Source organism: Streptomyces sp. NPDC038280 (assembly GCF_055600045.1).
In genome coordinates this window covers 38,289-56,006 of the sequence record NZ_JBVJYZ010000016.1, presented here as the reverse complement: position 1 = coordinate 56,006, position 17,718 = coordinate 38,289, and the positions used below count along the sequence as shown (strand labels likewise).

Annotated in this window: 15 protein-coding genes; 5 read left to right on the top strand and 10 right to left on the bottom strand. The window is 71.5% G+C overall.

Annotation, left to right across the window (positions count from 1 at the left end; all coding sequences use genetic code 11):
* Positions 1-108: 108 nt before the first annotated feature.
* The 5 genes from ACZ7J0_RS26815 to ACZ7J0_RS26795 all read right to left on the bottom strand — a co-directional run bounded on the left by ACZ7J0_RS26815 (position 109) and on the right by ACZ7J0_RS26795 (position 5,981).
* Positions 109-1,017 (bottom strand): DUF2510 domain-containing protein, encoded by a 909-nt coding sequence (locus ACZ7J0_RS26815; RefSeq protein WP_470891490.1) that lies wholly within the window; start codon positions 1,015-1,017, stop codon positions 109-111.
* Between the two features lie 58 nt (positions 1,018-1,075).
* Positions 1,076-2,350: a haloacid dehalogenase-like hydrolase gene (locus ACZ7J0_RS26810; RefSeq protein ID WP_470891488.1), complete on the bottom strand. Its 1,275-nt coding sequence runs from the start codon at positions 2,348-2,350 to the stop codon at positions 1,076-1,078.
* Between the two features lie 80 nt (positions 2,351-2,430).
* The gene (locus ACZ7J0_RS26805) at positions 2,431-3,222 is read right to left on the bottom strand and encodes a 3-oxoacyl-ACP reductase (protein WP_470891486.1); all 792 of its coding nucleotides are present in this window, start codon (positions 3,220-3,222) and stop codon (positions 2,431-2,433) included.
* A 6-nt stretch (positions 3,223-3,228) separates the two neighbouring features.
* Positions 3,229-4,608, bottom strand: coding sequence for an aldehyde dehydrogenase family protein (locus tag ACZ7J0_RS26800; protein ID WP_470891484.1), 1,380 nt, complete (start codon positions 4,606-4,608; stop codon positions 3,229-3,231).
* 8 nt (positions 4,609-4,616) lie between these two features.
* Positions 4,617-5,981, bottom strand: coding sequence for a glutamine synthetase family protein (locus ACZ7J0_RS26795; RefSeq protein WP_470891482.1), 1,365 nt, complete (start codon positions 5,979-5,981; stop codon positions 4,617-4,619).
* 90 nt (positions 5,982-6,071) lie between these two features.
* Here ACZ7J0_RS26795 and ACZ7J0_RS26790 point away from each other — a divergent pair, with 90 nt between their 5' ends.
* The 3 genes from ACZ7J0_RS26790 to ACZ7J0_RS26780 all read left to right on the top strand — a co-directional run bounded on the left by ACZ7J0_RS26790 (position 6,072) and on the right by ACZ7J0_RS26780 (position 9,110).
* Entirely contained in the window at positions 6,072-6,800 is a 729-nt protein-coding gene (locus ACZ7J0_RS26790) for a FadR/GntR family transcriptional regulator (protein WP_470891480.1), read from the top strand.
* Between the two features lie 139 nt (positions 6,801-6,939).
* Positions 6,940-8,394 (top strand): ethanolamine permease, encoded by a 1,455-nt coding sequence (gene eat / locus ACZ7J0_RS26785; protein WP_468709412.1) that lies wholly within the window; start codon positions 6,940-6,942, stop codon positions 8,392-8,394.
* A gap of 32 nt (positions 8,395-8,426) precedes the next feature.
* On the top strand, positions 8,427-9,110 hold the full coding sequence (locus ACZ7J0_RS26780) for a gamma-glutamyl-gamma-aminobutyrate hydrolase family protein (RefSeq protein WP_470891478.1): 684 nt from the start codon (positions 8,427-8,429) through the stop codon (positions 9,108-9,110).
* A 91-nt stretch (positions 9,111-9,201) separates the two neighbouring features.
* Here the strand turns inward: ACZ7J0_RS26780 and ACZ7J0_RS26775 are convergent, their stop codons facing one another.
* Positions 9,202-10,113, bottom strand: coding sequence for a LysR family transcriptional regulator (locus tag ACZ7J0_RS26775; protein WP_469122752.1), 912 nt, complete (start codon positions 10,111-10,113; stop codon positions 9,202-9,204).
* A 70-nt stretch (positions 10,114-10,183) separates the two neighbouring features.
* Between ACZ7J0_RS26775 and ACZ7J0_RS26770 the strand changes: the two genes are divergently transcribed.
* Entirely contained in the window at positions 10,184-11,329 is a 1,146-nt protein-coding gene (locus ACZ7J0_RS26770; protein WP_470891476.1) for a TDT family transporter, read from the top strand.
* Here the strand turns inward: ACZ7J0_RS26770 and ACZ7J0_RS26765 are convergent.
* The 4 genes from ACZ7J0_RS26765 to ACZ7J0_RS26750 all read right to left on the bottom strand — a co-directional run bounded on the left by ACZ7J0_RS26765 (position 11,268) and on the right by ACZ7J0_RS26750 (position 16,487).
* Complete coding sequence (locus ACZ7J0_RS26765) at positions 11,268-11,987, bottom strand: helical backbone metal receptor (protein WP_470891474.1); 720 nt, start codon at positions 11,985-11,987, stop codon at positions 11,268-11,270. The two genes, ACZ7J0_RS26770 and ACZ7J0_RS26765, sit on opposite strands and share 62 nt — an antisense overlap.
* Positions 11,987-12,541 (bottom strand): helix-turn-helix domain-containing protein, encoded by a 555-nt coding sequence (locus tag ACZ7J0_RS26760; protein WP_468709419.1) that lies wholly within the window; start codon positions 12,539-12,541, stop codon positions 11,987-11,989. The genes ACZ7J0_RS26765 and ACZ7J0_RS26760 overlap by 1 nt, the downstream gene beginning before the upstream one ends.
* Positions 12,542-12,796: 255 nt before the next feature.
* A complete protein-coding gene (locus ACZ7J0_RS26755) occupies positions 12,797-15,418 on the bottom strand; it encodes an ABC transporter permease/substrate binding protein (protein WP_470891472.1) in 2,622 nt (873 codons plus the stop codon).
* A complete protein-coding gene (locus ACZ7J0_RS26750; RefSeq protein WP_470891470.1) occupies positions 15,411-16,487 on the bottom strand; it encodes a quaternary amine ABC transporter ATP-binding protein in 1,077 nt (358 codons plus the stop codon). Before ACZ7J0_RS26750 ends, ACZ7J0_RS26755 begins: the two co-directional genes overlap by 8 nt.
* A 219-nt stretch (positions 16,488-16,706) precedes the next feature.
* On the opposite strand from ACZ7J0_RS26750, the gene ACZ7J0_RS26745 reads away from it, so the two are divergent.
* Positions 16,707-17,612 carry a 5'-3' exonuclease gene (locus tag ACZ7J0_RS26745; RefSeq protein WP_470891657.1) on the top strand — a complete coding sequence of 302 codons (906 nt, stop codon included), beginning with the start codon at positions 16,707-16,709 and terminating at the stop codon, positions 17,610-17,612.
* Positions 17,613-17,718: the final 106 nt, after the last annotated feature.

Sequence of the window (17,718 nt, the reverse complement as noted above, 5' to 3'; positions counted from 1 at the left end):
GAGCCTGTTCTGCCGGGTCGGCGCGCGCCTGGTGGTGGGCGGCGCGCCCGGTGGTGAGTCGGGCCGCGCCGGCACGGACCCGAACGACAGGCCCGGGTGCCCGCCCCCTCAGGGGCCGACGCTGCTGCCGACCCCGCCGCCGGTGGAGCTGCCGATGGGACGGATGCCCTTGAGGATCTCGTCCATCTGCGCGAGCGCGGGTCCGTCGGTCCCCGCGTCGAAGACGAAGCGGAGGATCACGGGCGACTCGCTGCCCAGGGACGAAGGGAAGGCGACGGACTGGACGTACCCGCCGGGACCCTTGCCGTTGACGACCCGCCAGCGCACCAGGTAGCCCGTGCGGCCGGCGACCACCGTGGGCTTGGAGGCCAGCACCGTGTGGGAGCGGATGCCCCCGCGAATGGTGTTGCCGAGGAAGTCCTCCCCGTAGGCGGTCTTCGCTGCCTTGGCGATGTCCTCCTTGGCGAGGGCCTCGGACGTGGTCCCGTCACCGGCCGGACCGGGACGGGAGGAGACGGTGCCCCGGCGGCAGTACTTGACCGCGCCGTCGGGGCATTCATAGGTGCCGACCGTGGTCACCGCCGTCGCGTCCTCGGCGAAGTACTCCGGCTTCTCCCAACCCGTGAGGATCGGCAGGGTGATGCCGTTGAGCTGGTCCGTGACGCGGGTGGGGTCCTCGGCCGGTGCGGAGGAGGCGGGCGGCGGCGAGGTGGTGTTCTTGCCGTCGGTGGGCGCGCTGGTGGAGGCGGTCGCCCGGGGCGGGTCGTCCTGGTCACCACCGAGTACGAGGACGGCGGTCACGGCCGCCGCCACGACCACGAGGGCCGCGCCGACGACCGCGACGACGGTTCCGCTCGTACGGGCCCGCTGCGGCGGCGACATGGTGGGAGCCGTCATGGGCACCGTCACCGGTGAGGTGAGGGGCCGGGTGTGCGCCGTCCACGCCGCGCCGTCCCACCACCGTTCGACGCCGGGCGTGACCTGGTCCGGATACCAGCCCGGGGGTGGTCCCCCCATGCCGCCAGGCGTAGTGGGAGGGGTCGTCATGCTCATTCGATCACCCTAGAGGGCGGCTTCAGGAGGCGTACACCGAGTCCACCTGGTCGGGCACGACGCTCCCGTCGCCGCGCCGCACGGGGCCCGTGGACCCGTCGCCGGCGGTGTAGCCGGAGGTGGCGCAGGGGTAGGGGCTCGTCCTCCGCTTCTTCGGCTCGATGAACATCGGGTTGACGAGCCAGTGGCCGTCCTCGTTGTCGTACGCCCGGCACATCACTTCGCTCTTGTTGCGGTTGAGGACCAGCCGCAGTTCGGTCGCGTCGCGCAGGAAGGAGATGTCGGTGTCCGAGTCGCCGGCCGCGAACACCTGCCGACGGGCCGGTGGTTGGATCCTCTCGGCGGCCGCGCCCCGCACTCCGAAGATCTCCTGATTGATCCAGCAGCGCTTGCCGTCGATGTACGTGATCATCGAGTCGTCGCCGTCGCGGACGGTGCCGCAGCCCTTGAGATGGGAGCCGAGGCGGCCGTGTTCCGTGGTGTTGCGGATACCGAGGGCGTGGGAGGCCTCGACGCCGACGCCGGCCGCCCAGACGTCGACGACGGGCTCGGGGGACGCGGACGCGATCCAGACGTCGAAGCCGGCCTGCTGGAGCGTACGGATCAGGTCGCGCTGCTGGTCGTAGTAGCGGACCCAGCCGGTGGCGGTGCCGCTGCCGACGCGCTGCTGGGTCCCGACGGGCGCGGCGAGGTTCTCGGTACGGGCGGCCGCCGCGAAGGAGGCGACCTGGCGGGTGGTCCAGCCGTGCAGGAGCTGGGCGAGCCAGGCGTACTGGGGCTCCATGCGGCGGTGGTCGAAGCCGGTGAAGGCGGGGGCGCCGGTGGTGGTCGCGCCCTGTGCGTAGACGGAGAGGATCTCGTCGGCGCAGCGGGTGTCGGTGGCGGTGGGGAGGGTGCGTACGCCGGTGGGACAGGCGGCGGCGAGCGCGGTGGCGGCCTCGCCGGTGAGGTAGCGGCTGGTGGTGCGCCAGTCGCCGTGGCGGGGTGGCCGTATCCTGCCGTTCCGCAGCAGCCAGAACAGGGTGGCGTCGCCGACGTCGTTCTTGATGACGGTGTTGTCCCAGTCGAAGACGGCGACGGGCTTGTTCCCCTTGGGTGCCGTGGAGGGCTGCTCCGCGCAGTGGGTGTCGATGAGCCGCTGGAGCGCTGCCCGGTTGTCGCCGTACCAGCCCTGAGTGAGCTTCAGCGTCGGGCACGGCCGGGGGGTGTGCGCCTGGGCGGGACGGGCGACGAGAAGGCCGGTGGCGGCGAGGACGAGAGCGGCGGTCGCGGCGGGCCAGCGGCGCTTGGTGTTCATGAGCACACTCCTGATCTATGCGCGACAGCCGGGCGTCGTGCGACGCCCGGCTGTCGGGTGGGTGGAAGCGGGGTGAACGGTTAGAGCGGGGTGACGTACGCGCCCGCGATACCGCCGTCGACGAGGAAGTCAGTGGCGTTGATGAACGAGGAGTCGTCGCTGGCCAGGAAGGCGACGGCGGCGGCGATCTCCTCCGCCTCGGCGAACCGGCCGGCCGGGATGTGCACAAGGCGGCGGGCGGCGCGCTCGGGGTCCTTCGCGAACAGCTCCTGGAGCAGCGGTGTGTTGACCGGCCCCGGGCACAGGGCGTTGACCCGGATGCCCTCGCGGGCGAACTGCACCCCGAGCTCGCGGGACATGGCGAGCACGCCGCCCTTGGAGGCGGTGTAGGAGATCTGGGAGGTGGCGGCGCCCATGATGGCGACGAAGGAGGCGGTGTTGATGATGGAGCCCCTGCCCTGGCGCCGCATGTACGGCAGGGCGGCCTTGCAGCACAGGTAGACGGAGGTCAGGTTGACGTCCTGGACGCGCTTCCACGCCTCGAGGCCGGTGGTGAGGATGGAATCGTCGTCGGGGGGCGAGATGCCCGCGTTGTTGAAGGCGATGTCGACGCTGCCGTAGGTGTCGAAGGCGGTCTTGAAGAGCGCCTCGACCTGCTCGGGGTCGGTGACGTCGACGCGTGCGAACGTGCCGCCGACCTCCTCGGCGGCGGCCTTGCCCGCGGTCTCGTCGATGTCGCCGCAGACGACGTTGGCGCCCTCGGAGGCGAGGCGGCGCGCGGTGGCCAGGCCGATGCCGCTGCCGGCGCCGGTGATGACGGCGGTACGGCCCGCCAGGCGGCGGCAGATGTTCTCGCTGGTGCTGTCGGTCATGGGTGCTCAGGCCTCCGTGCTGATGAAGACGTTCTTGGTTTCGGTGAAAGCGGTGAGGGCGTCGGGGCCGAGCTCGCGGCCGAGGCCGGACTGCTTGTAGCCGCCGAACGGCGTCCAGTAGCGGACGCTGGAGTGGGAGTTGACGGAGAGGTTGCCGGCGGCGACGGCCCGCGAGACGCGCAGGGCCCGGCCGATGTCGCGGGTCCAGAGGGAGCCGGAGAGGCCGTACTCGGTGGCGTTGGCCAGCCGGATCGCGTCCTCCTCGTCCTCGAAGGGCAGGACGACGGCGACCGGGCCGAAGACCTCTTCGGTGGCGCAGGGCGCGTCCTCGGGCAGCTCGGTGAGGACGGTCGGCGGGAACCAGAACCCGGGGCCCTCGGGGGCGGTGCCGCGAATGCCCTTGAGGTCCTCGGTGACATAGGACCGTACGCGCTGGAGTTGCGCGGCCGAGATCAGCGGGCCCATCTGGGTCTTCTCGTCCGAGGGGTCGCCGACGACGATCTCCTGGACGGCCGGGGTGAGCAGCTCCATGAAGCGGTCGTACGCGGAGCGCTGGACCAGGATGCGGGTGCGGGCGCAGCAGTCCTGGCCGGAGTTGTCCAGGAAGGACATGGGGGCCGCGGCCGCCGCGGCCTCGATGTCGGAGTCCGCGAAGACGATGTTGGGACTCTTGCCGCCGAGTTCGAGGGTGACCCGCTTCACGCGGTCGGCGCACTTCGCCATGATCGACTTTCCGACCCGGGTGGAGCCGGTGAAGACGATCTTCGCGACTCCGGGGTGTTCGACGAGCGCGTTGCCCGCGACGTCACCGGCGCCCGGCAGCACCTGGAACAGATGCTCGGGAAGGCCGGCTTCCAGGGCGAGTTCCGCGAGCCGCAACGCGGTGAGCGGGGTGGTCTCGGCGGGCTTGAGGATCACCGCGTTGCCCGCCGCGAGGGCCGGGGCCGTGCCCCAGGCGGCGATCGGCAGGGGGAAGTTCCACGGCGCGATCACGCCGATCACGCCGAGTGGTTCGAGGATCGTGATGTCGAGTCCGCCGGCGACCGGGATCTGACGGCCGGAGAGCCGCTCCACTCCCCCGGCGGCGAAGTCGAGGAGATCACGGACGTTACCGGCCTCCCAGCGGGCGTTGCCGATCGTGTGACCGGCTTCGCGGACTTCCAGCTGGGCGAGTTCCTCGATGTGGTCGTCGACGACGGCGGCGAAGCGGCGCAACAGCCGGGCGCGGTCCGCGGGCGCGGCGGCGGCCCAGCCGCGCTGTGCGGCGCGGGCCCGGGCGACGGCGGCGTCGACGTCGGCCGCGGTAGCCGCCGGGACGGTGGCGATGACTTCCTCGGTCGCCGGGTTCAGGACCTGGTGTGCGGAAGCGGGGTGCTCGTTCGACAAGGCGTTCCTCACATGCGTTCGAAGGAGCGGCGCAGCTCCCAGTCGGTCACCGCGGCGTCGAAGGCCTCCAGCTCGACGCGCGCCATGTTGCGGTAGTGGGCGACGACCTCGTCGCCGAAGGCGGCCTTCGCGAGGGGGCTGTTCTCCCACAGCTCGGCGGCCTCGCGGAGGGTGGTGGGCACGTGCGCGTAGTCGCCGGTGTAGGCGTTTCCGGTGCAGGCGTCCGGGAGTTCCAGCTCGTTCTCGATGCCGTACAGCCCGGCCGCGACCAGGCCGGCGACGGCGAGGTGCGGGTTGACGTCGCCGCCGGGGAGACGGTTCTCGAAGCGCATCGAGCGGCCGTGGCCGACGACCCGGAGGGAGCACGTGCGGTTGTCGTAGCCCCACGCGACGGCGGTCGGTGCGAAGGAGCCGGACTGGAAGCGCTTGTAGGAGTTGATGTTGGGCGCGTACAGCAGGGAGAAGTCGCGCAGGGCCGCGAGCTGTCCGGCGAGGAAGTGACGCATCACCGGTGACATGCCGCCGGGGCCGTCCCCTGCCATCACGTTGCGCCCGTCGGCGTCCTGGAGGGACAGGTGGATGTGACAGGAGTTGCCCTCGCGCTCGTTGTACTTGGCCATGAAGGTGAGCGAGACGCCTTCCTGCGAGGCGATCTCCTTGGCGCCGGTCTTGTAGACGGCGTGCTGGTCACAGGTGACCAGTGCCTCGTCGTACTTGAAGGCGATCTCGTGCTGGCCCGGGTTGCACTCGCCCTTGGCGGACTCGACGGTCAGTCCGGCGGCGGCCATGTCGTTGCGGATGCGGCGCAGCAGCGGTTCGATGCGGCCGGTGCCGAGGACCGAGTAGTCGATGTTGTACTGGTTGGCCGGGGTGAGGTCGCGGTAGTTCGCGTCCCACGCCTGCTCATAGGTGTCCTTGAAGACGATGAACTCGAGCTCGGTGCCGACGTGGGCGGTGAAGCCGTGCTCGGCAAGGCGCTCCAGCTGTCGGCGCAGGATCTGCCGGGGCGCCGCGACGACGGGCGAGCCGTCGTTCCAGGCGAGATCGGCGACGAGCAGGGCGGTGCCCTCGTCCCAGGGGACGCGTCGCAGTGTGGAGAGGTCGGGGTGCATGGCGAAGTCGCCGTAGCCGCTGTCCCAGGAGGACATCGCGTAGCCGTCGACAGTGTTGAGCTCCACGTCCACGGCGAGGAGGTAGTTGCAGCCCTCGGTGCCGTGCTCCAGTACCTCGTCGAGGAAGAAGGGCGCGGCGAACCGTTTGCCCTGGAGCCGCCCTTGCATATCGGGGAAGGCGAGGACGACTGTGTCGATCTCACCGTTCGCGACGAGGGCACGCAGCTCCTCGACGGCGAGCGGGGGTTTGCGGTCTGCCACGGGAATACTCCGATTCACGTCATGGTGACGGCCTGCCGGAAGCCATAAGGTATTGCCGAAGACCATTGCTTGGGAAGGGGAAACCACAACGTGGCCAGGACGAGTGAACCGGCGGACCGGCTGACGCCCGTGCTCAGGCCGGTGCGGGCGGGCAACGGCTTCGAGGAGGCGCTGGAGCAGATCCTCCAGATCGTGCGGCTCGGGCTCGTGCCCGGCGGGGAGCGACTGCCCGCCGAGCGGGAGCTGGCGGACCGGATGGGGATCAGCCGGGTCACCCTGAGGGAGGTGCTGAAGGTCCTCCAGGACCAGGGGCTCGTGGAGAGCCGGCGCGGCCGGTACGGCGGAACGTTTGTGCTCCAGCGGGACCGAACGGGCGGCGAGGACGAGCTGCGGCGCCGTATCGCCTCGGTGGACGTCGAGGACACCCTGCGCTTCCGTGAGGTGCTGGAGGCCGGCGCGGCCGGGCTCTGCGCGGCCCACGGACTCACCGAGGAGGGCGCCGAGCGGCTGCGCGCGGCCCTCTCCGCGACGCACGACGCGGAGCTCGGCGACTACCGCCGGCTCGACACCCTGCTCCACCTGACGATCGCCGAGCTGTCCGGCTCGGCGACGCTGACGGCCCAGTACGCCGCCGTGCGGGCATCGGTGAACGACCTCCTGGACTGCATCCCCCTGCTCGTACGCAATCTGGAGCACTCCCAGCACCAGCACACCGCTCTCGTGGAGGCGATCCTCGACGGGGACGCGGACGCGGCCCGCGAGGTGATGCGCGAGCACTGCGGCGGCACGGCGGCGCTGCTGCGGGGCTTTCTCACCTGAGACGGCACGGGCCGGAGGGCCCCGGCCGTGCGCGTCGGCGGGCGTAACCCGAAAGTAACGCAGAGGTCTTGCGTTCCCGGCGGCGCGGCGCAAAGGTATGGTCCCATTCCATTGGGTCCGACGCGGGAGCTCTGCTGCCATGACGCTCGACGAGACCAACGAGAGCCGTACCACGCCGACGGCGCCATCGGACGACTATCTGGAGCGCCGGGCCCTGCGGCGCGGCAGCGCCGGCTGGTTGCTGCTGACCGGCCTCGGCGTGGCCTATGTCGTCTCCGGTGACTTCTCCGGCTGGAACATCGGCCTGTCCAAGGGCGGCTTCGGCGGGCTCGCCATCGCCACCCTCCTCATGGGCGCGATGTACGCCTGCCTCGTCTTCGCCCTCGCCGAACTCTCGGCGATCCTGCCCACGGCGGGCGGCGGCTACGGCTTCGCCCGCCGCGCGCTCGGCACCTGGGGCGGCTTCCTCACCGGTACGGCGATCCTCATCGAGTACATCCTCGCCCCCGCCGCGATCTCCATCTTCATCGGCGACTACGTCGAATCCCTGGGGCTGTTCGGCCTGGAGTCCGGCTGGCCGGTCTATCTGGCCTGTTTCGTGATCTTCATCGGCATCCATCTGTGGGGCGTCGGCGAGGCTCTGCGCTTCAGTCTGATCGTCACGGCGGTCGCGGTGGCCGCGCTGCTGATCTTCGCGCTCGGCGCGCTCACCGACTTCCAGGTGAGCGGCCTGGACGACATCCCGGTCGACCCGGACGCGACGGGGTCCAGCTCCTGGCTGCCGTTCGGCCTGCTGGGCATCTGGGCCGCGTTCCCGTTCGGCATGTGGTTCTTCCTCGGTGTGGAGGGTGTCCCGCTCGCCGCCGAGGAGGCCAAGGACCCGGTCAAGTCCATGCCGAAGGCGCTCGCCATCTCGATGTCCATCCTGGTCCTGCTCGCCGTCATCACCTTCTTCGCCTCGACGGGCGCGCGGGGCTCGGCCGCCATCCAGGAGGCCGGCAACCCGCTCGTCGTGGCCCTCCAGGGCGACGGCGACCCGACCGCGCTCAGCCGCTTCGTCAACTACGCGGGGCTGGCCGGCCTGGTGGCCTCGTTCTTCTCGCTCATCTACGCGGGCTCGCGCCAGCTCTTCGCCCTCTCCCGGGCCGGCTATCTGCCCCGGTTCCTGTCCCTGACCAGCCGCCGCAAGTCCCCCTACCTGGGCCTGCTGATCCCGGGCGCGATCGGATTCGCGCTCGCCGCCGGTACGGGCAACGGCGCGCGGATGCTGAACATCGCGGTCTTCGGCGCGACCATCTCCTACGCGCTGATGGCGCTCTCGCACATCGTGCTCCGGCGCCGCGAGCCCGGCCTCGCCCGGCCGTACCGGACGCCCGGTGGCATCGTCACCTCGTCGGTCGCCTTCGTCCTCGCCCTGTCGGCGCTGGTCGCGACCTTCCTGGTCGACAAGGACGCGGCGTTCATGGCGCTCGGCGTCTACGTCGTCGCCCTCGCCTACTTCGCCTTCTACAGTCGCCACCACCTGGTCGCCCGCGCGCCCGAGGAGGAGTTCGCGGCACTGGCCGCGGCCGAGGCCGAACTCGAACGCGACTGATCCCCGTACCCATCCCCACCGGAGGCCCGACCGTGTCCAAGCCGCTCATCGGTGTGACGACCTATCTGGAGGCGTCCGCCCAGTGGGGCGTGTGGGACCTGCCCGCCGCGCTGCTGCCGGCCGCCTATCCCCGTTTCGTCCAGGCGTCCGGCGGGATCGCGGCGATGATCCCGCCGGACGACCCGGCCCTCGCCGCCGAGGTGGTCGCCCGGCTCGACGCGCTGGTGGTGGCGGGAGGGGCGGACGTGGAGCCCGTACGGTACGGGGCCGAGCCGGGGCCCCGGACCGGGCCTCCGGCTCGGGAGCGGGACGCGTGGGAGCTCGCACTCATCGACGCGGCCCTGGAGTCCGGGACACCGTTGCTCGGCATCTGCCGGGGCATGCAGCTGCTGAACGTCGCACTCGGCGGGACGCTCGTCCAGCACATGGACGGCCACGCGGTACAGGTGGGCGTCTTCGGGCGGCACGCGGTGAAGCCGGTGCCGGGGACGCGCTACGCGTCGCTGGCACCGGAGGAGACCTCGGTTCCGACGTACCACCACCAGGCGGTGGACCGGCTCGGCGAGGGCCTGACGATCTCCGCGTACGCCGGGGACGGCACCGTGGAGGCGATCGAACTCCCGGCACCGGCATGGGCGTTGGGCGTGCAGTGGCACCCGGAGATGGGCGAGGACCTACGGGTGATGCGGGCCCTGGTCCGGGCCGCGGGCGCCTGAGGCGACGCGGACACCGTCCGAGCTACGAGCGGCTGAGGCCCGGCGCCAGTCCGGGCCTGGCCCCGGCCCCCGGTCCCAAGCCCCGGTCCCCTCATGTCCGCGTCAGAGCCAGGAGGTCGCGGGCCGGCCCAGTGGGGCGGTGGCCCGTCGGCCAGACCGCGCGGAGGTCGCGGCGGAGGCTGACCCCTTCCACCGGGATCTCGACCAGCCGCCGGGAGGCCAGCTCCTCCGCGATGGCCAACTCGCTGAGGACCGCCGGGCCCGCGCCACTGACCGCCGCCGCCTTGACCGCGGTCGTGGAGGCGAGTTCGAGCAGCGGCTCGGCGAGACCTCCGTACGCGGCGAGCGCCGAGTCGAGGACCTGCCGGGTGCCCGAACCGCGTTCGCGCAGGATCAGCGGGGTCTCGGCGACCTCGGCGGGGGCGACGGGCGCCCGTCGGCGGGCCCACCGGTGGGTCGGGGCGGCGACGACGGTGAGCCGGTCGTGCGCCACGACGACCCCGTCCAGCCCGTCCGGTATGGCCAGGCCTTCCACGAAGCCGAGGTCCGCCTCGCCGTCCAGGAGACGCTCGGCGACAGCCGCGGAGTTGCCGGCGAGAAGCGACACCGCCGTGTCGGGACGGCCCGCGCGCAGCGCGATGAGCCAGCCCGGCAGCAGATACTCGGCGATGGTCATCGAGGCGGCGACCCGCAGCCTGGAGTCGCGCCGGTCCCGCAGCGCCTGCGCGCCCGCGTCGAAGGCCTCCGCCGCCTCGACGATCCGCCGGGCCCAGTCGGTGACGAGCGCGCCCGCGTCGGTGAGCCGTGAGCCGCGGGGCGAGCGGTCCACCAGGGCGACGCCGAGCTGCCGTTCCATGGAGCGGATGCGGCTGCTCGCGGCGGGCTGGGTGATGCCGACCTCGCGCGCCGCCCGGCCGAGGCTGCCGTGCCGCGCGACGGCGAGGAGCAGTTCGAGGGCGCCGAGGTCGGGGACCCGGTGGGACAGGGGTGCGTCGCTGCTCATAAGCCCAGCTTATGACGGCATAGACCGGTGATCCCTGGTCGGGGTTCCCGCGCGCGGAGAGGCTGAGGCCATGGTCACCCTCGCTCAACCCCGTACGTACCGTCCCGCCGCCCCCCACAAGGTCAAGGCCGCGGCGGTACGTCACCTCGGCCCGAACTGGTACGCCTCCGTCATGGGCACCGCGATCGTCGCCACCGCGGGCGCGGCCCTGCCGGTCGGCGTTCCGGGACTGCGGACGGCGTGCGCCGCGATCTGGGCGCTCTCCTTGGCGATGCTGACGGCGCTGCTGACGGCCAGGGCGCTGCACTGGAGGCACCACCGGGACCGGGCGCGCGAGCACCTGCTGGACCCGGCGGTCGCGCCGTTCTACGGGTGTCTGTCGATGGCGCTGCTCGCGGTCGGCGGCGGGGCCATGCTGGTGGGCCGGGACTGGATCGGCGGGGAGGCGGCCCTCGCGATCGACGTCGTGCTGTTCACGGCGGGGACCGCGATCGGCCTGGCCGCCGCCGTGGCCGTCCCGTACCTCATGGTCGTGCACCACAGGATCGAGAGCGCGTCGCCGGTGTGGCTGCTTCCGGTCGTCGCGCCGATGGTGTCCGCCGCGCTGGGCCCGCTCCTCGTCGGACATGTGCCCGCCGGCCAGGCGCGGGAGGCCATGCTGCTCGGCTGCTACGCCATGTTCGGCCTGAGTCTGCTGGCGACGCTGGTGATGCTCCCTCTGGTGTTCGGACGGCTGGTCACCGGCGGTCCGCTGCCCCTCGCGCTCACTCCGACGCTGTTCCTTGTCCTCGGGCCGCTGGGCCAGTCGACGACCGCCGTGAACAAGTTCGCCGATGTGGCGCCCGGCGTGCTGCCCCCGCCGTACGCCGAGGGTTTCGCGGTCTTCGCGGTGATCTACGGGGTTCCGGTGATGGGCTTCGCGTTGTTGTGGCTGGCACTTGCCGCCGCGATGGTGGTGCGCGCCCGGCGCCGTGGGATGGGCTTCGCGATGACCTGGTGGGCCTTCACGTTCCCCGTCGGAACGTGTGTGACGGGCGCGGAGGGCCTGGCCGCGCACACCGGGCTGGGCGCGCTGCGGTGGCTCGCCGTCGTGCTGTATGCCGCCCTCGTGGCGGCATGGATGGTCGCGGGGGCGCGCACCGTGCGGGGGCTGGTCAGCGGAGAGCTGCTCGCAGCACCCGGGGCGCCTCGGCCAGGGACGGCCCGTACCAGGTGAGGTGCCGGCCGCTGACCAGGGCGGCGGGCGCCGGGGCGAACGCCTCGGGCCCGTCGCCGGCGGTGAAGCGGTACGGCTCGTCGGGCAGAACCACCAGGTCGGCGCCTGCGGAGCGCAGCTCGTCCAGCGGAATCCGGGGGTAGCGCTCGGGGTGGTCCGCGTACAGGTGGTGGATTCCCAGGCGGGCCAGCAGGTCGCCGGCGAAGGTGTCACGCCCGAGGACCATCCAGGGCCGCCGCCAGATCGGCACGATCGCGGTGCGGGGCGGCCCGGCCGGGGTGAGCGCGTCCCAGGCCGCTTCGGCCTCGTCGAGCCACCGCGGCCGGGTGCGTGCGCCGCAGGCCCGCAGGACCCGGTCCAGCTCGCGGAAGGCCTGGTCAAGGGTTCGTACCTCGGTGACCAGGACCTCGATCCCGGCGGCCCGCAGCACGGCCAGGTCGGCGGCGCGATTCTCCTCCTCGTTGGCGACGACGAGGTCGGGGCGCAGGGCGACGATCGCGTCGGTGTCGGGGTTCTTGGTGCCCTTGATCCGTACGACGTCCAGACCGGACGGGTGGGTGCACCAGTCGGTCGCGCCGACGAGCAGGTCCGGGGCGCCGGCCGCGACGGCTTCGGTCAGCGACGGCACGAGAGAGACGACCCGGGGCGCGGCCCGCATCAGCGTCCGGTCGTCTCGACGTGGTCGGCGACGGCCACCACCACGAGACGGGTGCCGGGCTCGGTGGCGCGCCAGCGGTGGCGTACGCCGCCCGAGAGGTAGAGGGTGTCGCCGCGCGCGAGGCGATAGGCGCGGCCTTCGGCCTCGACCTCGGCGGCGCCGTCGGCGACGTACAGCAGCTCGTCGTTGGGGTGGAGGTACTCGCGGCCGGCGTCCTGCTCCCCGGTGAACTCCAGGGCGTGCAGCTGGTGGTGGCCGCGCACCAGGGGCCTGATGCCGGGCCCGGGCGAGAGCTCGGCGTGGTCGCCGGACCGTACGACATCGACCGTGCGGGCGCTGTCGGCGGCGGCGAGGAGCTCCGCGGGCGTGGTCCCGAGGGCGTCGGCGACCCGCTGGAGCGAGCGAGCGCTCGGGCGGGCGCGCTCGTTCTCGACCTGGCTGAGGAAGGGCACGGACAGGCCGCTGCGCGCGGCGACCGCCGCGAGCGTCATGTCCAGCGCCCTGCGTCTCCTTCGGACGGCCGAGCCCACCCGAAGCGTGTCCTTGTCGTCCATGTCTCCGGCTCCCTCCCTCTCCGTGGTGCCCATCCGCCGCCGGTTCAGTCGTACTGGTCGGTCACGTGCACCCTACGCAGCTTCGGGCCGGGGTTCGCCACAGTTGTCACACCCGCTTCGGGGGCTCGAGGGCGCGCACGGCGGCCGCCGGACGGCGAAAGGGGCGGACGGCCCCTGGCCGTCCGCCCCTCTTCCGTGTGATCCGCCTGGTGCGGAGTGGTCCCGCGCGGGAGCGGTCCCGCCCGGGAGCGCCCGCTACAGCGGGGCCATCCGGTCCACCATTCCGGGGTTCTGCTCCATCCAGGTCTTCACGGCTTCGTCTTCGTGGCCCTTGCCGCGCCGGGCGATCTCGTTCTCCAGGCCGGCCAGCTGCTCCTCGTCCAGCGTGAAGTTCTTGAACCACTTCGCCAGCCGCGGGTACTGCTTCGGGAACTCCTTGCTGCCCACGGTGTGGATCTTGTCACCCTCGCCGAAGAGCTTCTTGGAGTCCGCCAGCTTGGTCAGCCCGTACTCGTCGTACGCCCAGTGCGGCGACCAGAGCAGGACGGCGATCGGCTCCTTGGCCTGGTACGCGCGCCGCAGCTCGGCGAGCATGCCGGGCGTCGAACCGTCGACGACCTCGTACTCCTGGTCCAGGCCGTAGCCGGGCAGGACCTTGTCCTTGAGCAGGCCCATCACACCGGTGCCGGGCTCGATGCCGACGATCCGGCCCTTGAACCGCGATGCCTTGCCCTTGAGGTCCTCCAGTGTCTTCACGTCCTTGACGTAGGAGGGCACGGCCACCTCCAGGGAGGTGGGGCTGTACCAGGGGCCGAGGTCGGTGAGCTTGTCGCCGTACTGGCCCCAGTAGTTCTTCTGGGTGTTCGGCAGCCAGCCGTCGAACTGGACGTCGACCTGGCCACGTGACATGGCGGCGTACATCGGGCCGACCTCGAACTGCTTGAGGTTCAGCTTGTAGCCGCGCTGCTCCAGGACCGCCTTCCACAGGTAGGTGGCGGCTATGTCCTCCTCCCAGGGGAACCAGGCGACGTTCAGGGCGCGGGCGCGCTCGTCCTTGCCGTCCGCTCCTTTGGCGGCCTTGGCGACCGGCGTCCACTTGTCGGCGAGGCCGGGGTTGTCCTTCAGCCAGGCGCGGACGGCCTCCTGCTCCTTGCCCTTGCCGGTCTCCTGGATCTTCGCCTCGAGACCGGTGAGCTGCTTCTCGGTCATCCTGAAGTCCTTGAGCCACCGGCCGGCCTGCGGGTTCTCTGCGGAGAAGCCCTTGCGGGCCAGGGTGTGCACCCCGTCGCCCTTGCCCCAGCTGCCCTTGGGGTCCTTGAGCTTCTTCAGGTCGTAGGTGGAGTAGGCCCAGTGCGGCGACCACAGAGTGGTGACGATGGGCTCCTTCTTCGCGTAGGCGCGCTTCAGCTCGGCGAGCATGCCGGGCGTGGACCCGTCGACGACCTTGTACTCGCCCTCCAGGCCGTAGTCCTTGAGGACCTTGTCCTTGAGGATGCCCATCATTCCGGCGCTCGGCTCGATGCCGACGACGCGGCCCTTGAACTGACCCGCCTTCCCCTTGAGGTCGTCGAGGGAGTCGACGCCCTTCATGTACGAGGGGACGGACAGCTCCAGCGAGGTGGGGCCGTACCAGGCGCCCAGGTCCTCCAGCCTGTCCTGGTACTTCTTCCAGTACGTGGCGTGGGTGACGGGCAGCCAGGAGTCCGTCTGGAGGTCGATCTGGCCGTTGGCCATACCGGTGTAGAGCGCCCCGGCCTCGTACTGCTTGGTCTCGACCTCGAAGCCGCGCTGTTCGAGCAGTTCCTTCCACAGGAACGTGGAGGCGATGCCCTCGTCCCACGGGATGTAGCCGAGGGAGACCTTCTTGCCCTGTCCGACGTCGGTGGCGTCGGAGGCGTCGGCCGGCTTGGATGCGCCGAACATGCCCATGCCGCCCGCGACGAGCGCGAGGACGACGACGCCCACCACGGCCACGACGGGCTGCGGACGGTAGTTCCAGACCTTGGCGCCGCCGGTCAGGGACTTCGCCTTGGCCGCCGCACGGCGGCCGAGCGGCGAGACCTGGCGGCCGAGGGCGCCGGTGACACGGTCCAGGTACATCGCCAGGATGACGATGGAGATACCCGCCTCGAAGCCGAGGCCGATGTCCACGTTGCCGATGGCCCGGTAGACCGCGCCACCGAGACCGCCGCCACCCACCATGCCGGCGATGACCACCATGGACAGGCCGAGCATGATGACCTGGTTGATACCGGCCATGATCGTGGGCAGCGCGAGCGGGAGCTGCACGCGCAGCAGGGTGTTGCGCGGTGTGGTGCCGAAGGCCTCGGCGGCCTCGACGAGTTCCCCGTCGACCTGGCGGATGCCGAGCTCGGTCATCCGTACGCCCGGCGGCAGGGCGAAGACGATGGTCGCGATGATGCCGGGGACCACGCCGACGCCGAAGAAGATGATGCCGGGAATGAGGTAGACCATCGCCGGCATGGTCTGCATGAAGTCCAGGACCGGCCGCAGGACCGCGCTCACGGTCGTGGAGCGGGAGGCCCAGATGCCCAGCGGGACCGCGATGGCGAGGGTGACGATGGTGGCGACGAGGACCAGCGAGAGGGTCGACATGGCGTCGCCCCACAGCTCGATGGAGTCGATCAGGGTGAATCCGGCGAAGGCGAGAACGCCCGCGACCAGGCCGCGCAGCCACCAGGCTCCGACGGCGAGGATCCCGGCGAAGAGCAGCGGCGCGGGTGCGGAGAGGACCGCGTCGATGCCGTCGTACATGCCGGTGACGACCGTGCTGATGGCGTCGAAGAGCCAGGAGAGCTGAGCCTGGAGCCAGTCGACGCCGCTGTCGACCCAGTCGCCGAGGTGGAGCCTAGGCATGGGCCACCTCCTTGGTGGCGCCGCCCGCGTCGCAGGTGGCCGGGCCGCCGTGCTCGTCACCGACGAAACCGATCAGCCGGGACTGCGCGACGACGCCGACGACCGCGCCCCCGGCGTCCCTGACGGCGACGGGGTGCGGGACCCGCGCGCTGACGGCGCACAGGTCCGCGACGAGGGTGTCGGGCGTGACGCTCTCGCAGCCGCAGTCGCCCGCGTCGGGCCGGTGCGGCTCGCTCATGACGGCTTCCGCGGTCAGGACCCTGGAGCGGTCCACGTCCTGGATGAAGGAGGCGACATAGTCGTTGGCGGGGCGCAGCAGGATGTCCTCGGACGTGCCGAGCTGGACGATCCGGCCGTCGCGCATCACCGCGATGCGGTCGCCGAGCCGCATGGCCTCGTTGAGGTCGTGGGTAATGAAGACGATGGTCTTCTTCAGCCGCTTCTGGAGTTCGAGCAGCTGGTCCTGCATGTCGCGGCGGATCAGCGGGTCGAGGGCACTGAACGACTCGTCCATCAGGAGCAGGTCGGCGTCGGTCGTCAGCGCCCGGGCGAGGCCGACACGCTGCTGCATTCCGCCGGAGAGCTCGTCGGGCCAGGACTTCTCCCAGCCCGCCAGGCCGCACAGCTCCAGGGCCGCGGTGGCACGCCGCTCGCGCTCGGCGCGGGGGACGCCCTGGACCTCCAGGCCGTACGCGGCGTTCTCCAGCACGCTGCGGTGGGGGAAGAGCGCGAAGTGCTGGAACACCATGCTGATCTTGCTGGAGCGGACGGTCCGCAGGTCCCGGGCGCTCAGCGCGGTCAGGTCCCGGCCGTCGAAGAGGACGCGGCCGGCGGTCGGCTCGAGCAAGCCGTTGAGCATGCGCAGGAGGGTGGACTTGCCGGATCCGGACAGACCCATGACGACGAAGATCTGGCCCGGCTCGACGGTGAAGGACGCGTCGATCACCGCTGGGGTCGTTCCGTCGGCACGCAGCTCGTCGCGGTCGGCGCCGCCTTCGAGTTTTCGTACCGCTTCGTCGGGTCGTCTGCCGAAGACCTTGTACAGGTGATCGGCCTGGAGCCTGGACACATACACCTCACGCGTTGAAACGAAAACGGACCGCCACCCCCGCAGCCGGGCCGTGGAGCGGGACAGGGTCCGCCCGTCGTCCCCCGGGTCCGTTGGTTGAAACCGGTACAGGGTCCGCTCCGGGACCCCGCCTGCCCCTGCCCCCTGGCCACAAACGCAAAGGTGATCCGCTTCACTGTCAGTGGGGTACGGCATCATCGGGGTGTGACGCGACGCCTGATGCTCCTCGACACCGCTTCCCTGTACTTCCGTGCCTACTTCGGGGTCCCCGACTCGGTCCGGGCCCCCGACGGCACCCCGGTCAACGCCGTGCGCGGGCTTCTCGACTTCATCACCCGTCTCGTCCAGGACCACCATCCGGACGACCTGGTGGCCTGCATGGACGCCGACTGGCGGCCGCACTGGCGGGTGGAGCTGATCCCCTCGTACAAGGCGCACCGCGTGGCGGTGGAGACCGAGACCGGGCCGGACGAGGAGGAGATCCCCGACACGCTGTCCCCGCAGGTCCCCGTCATCGAGGAGGTCCTCGACGCGCTGGGGATCGCCCGCGTGGGGGTCGCGGGGTACGAGGCGGACGACATCATCGGCACGCTCGCCGGCCGGGCGACGGGCCCGGTGGACATCGTCACCGGCGACCGCGACCTGTACCAGCTGGTGGACGACGCCCGCGGCGTGCGGGTGCTCTACCCGCTCAAGGGCGTCGGCTCGCTCCAGGTCACGGACGAGGCCTGGCTGCGTGAGAAGTACGGCGTCGACGGCCCCGGATACGCGGATCTGGCCCTGCTGCGCGGCGACCCGAGCGACGGCCTGCCGGGCGTGCCGGGCATCGGCGAGAAGACGGCGGCGAAGCTGCTCGCCACCTACGGCGACCTGGCCGGAATCATGGCGGCGGTGGACGACCCCACGGCGAAGCTGACCCCGTCGCAGCGCAAGCGGCTCGACGAGGCGCGGGACTATGTGGCGGTGGCGCCGAAGGTGGTGCGCGTCGCCGGGGATGTGCCGTTGCCCGACTTCGACGCGGCGCTGCCCACGGCTCCGCGCGATCCGGCCGCGCTGCAGAAGTTGGTCGCGCGATGGGGCCTGGGGGGCGCGGTGCACCGGGTGGGGTTCGCGCTCGGCCATTGATCACGCGACTCTCCCGCTGAGTGCCTGCCCGGCATGACGTGTGTGGCTGTGTAGGTGAGAACGGACCGCACCGAGAGGTCTCGCGCCAACTTGCTGGGACGCCCAG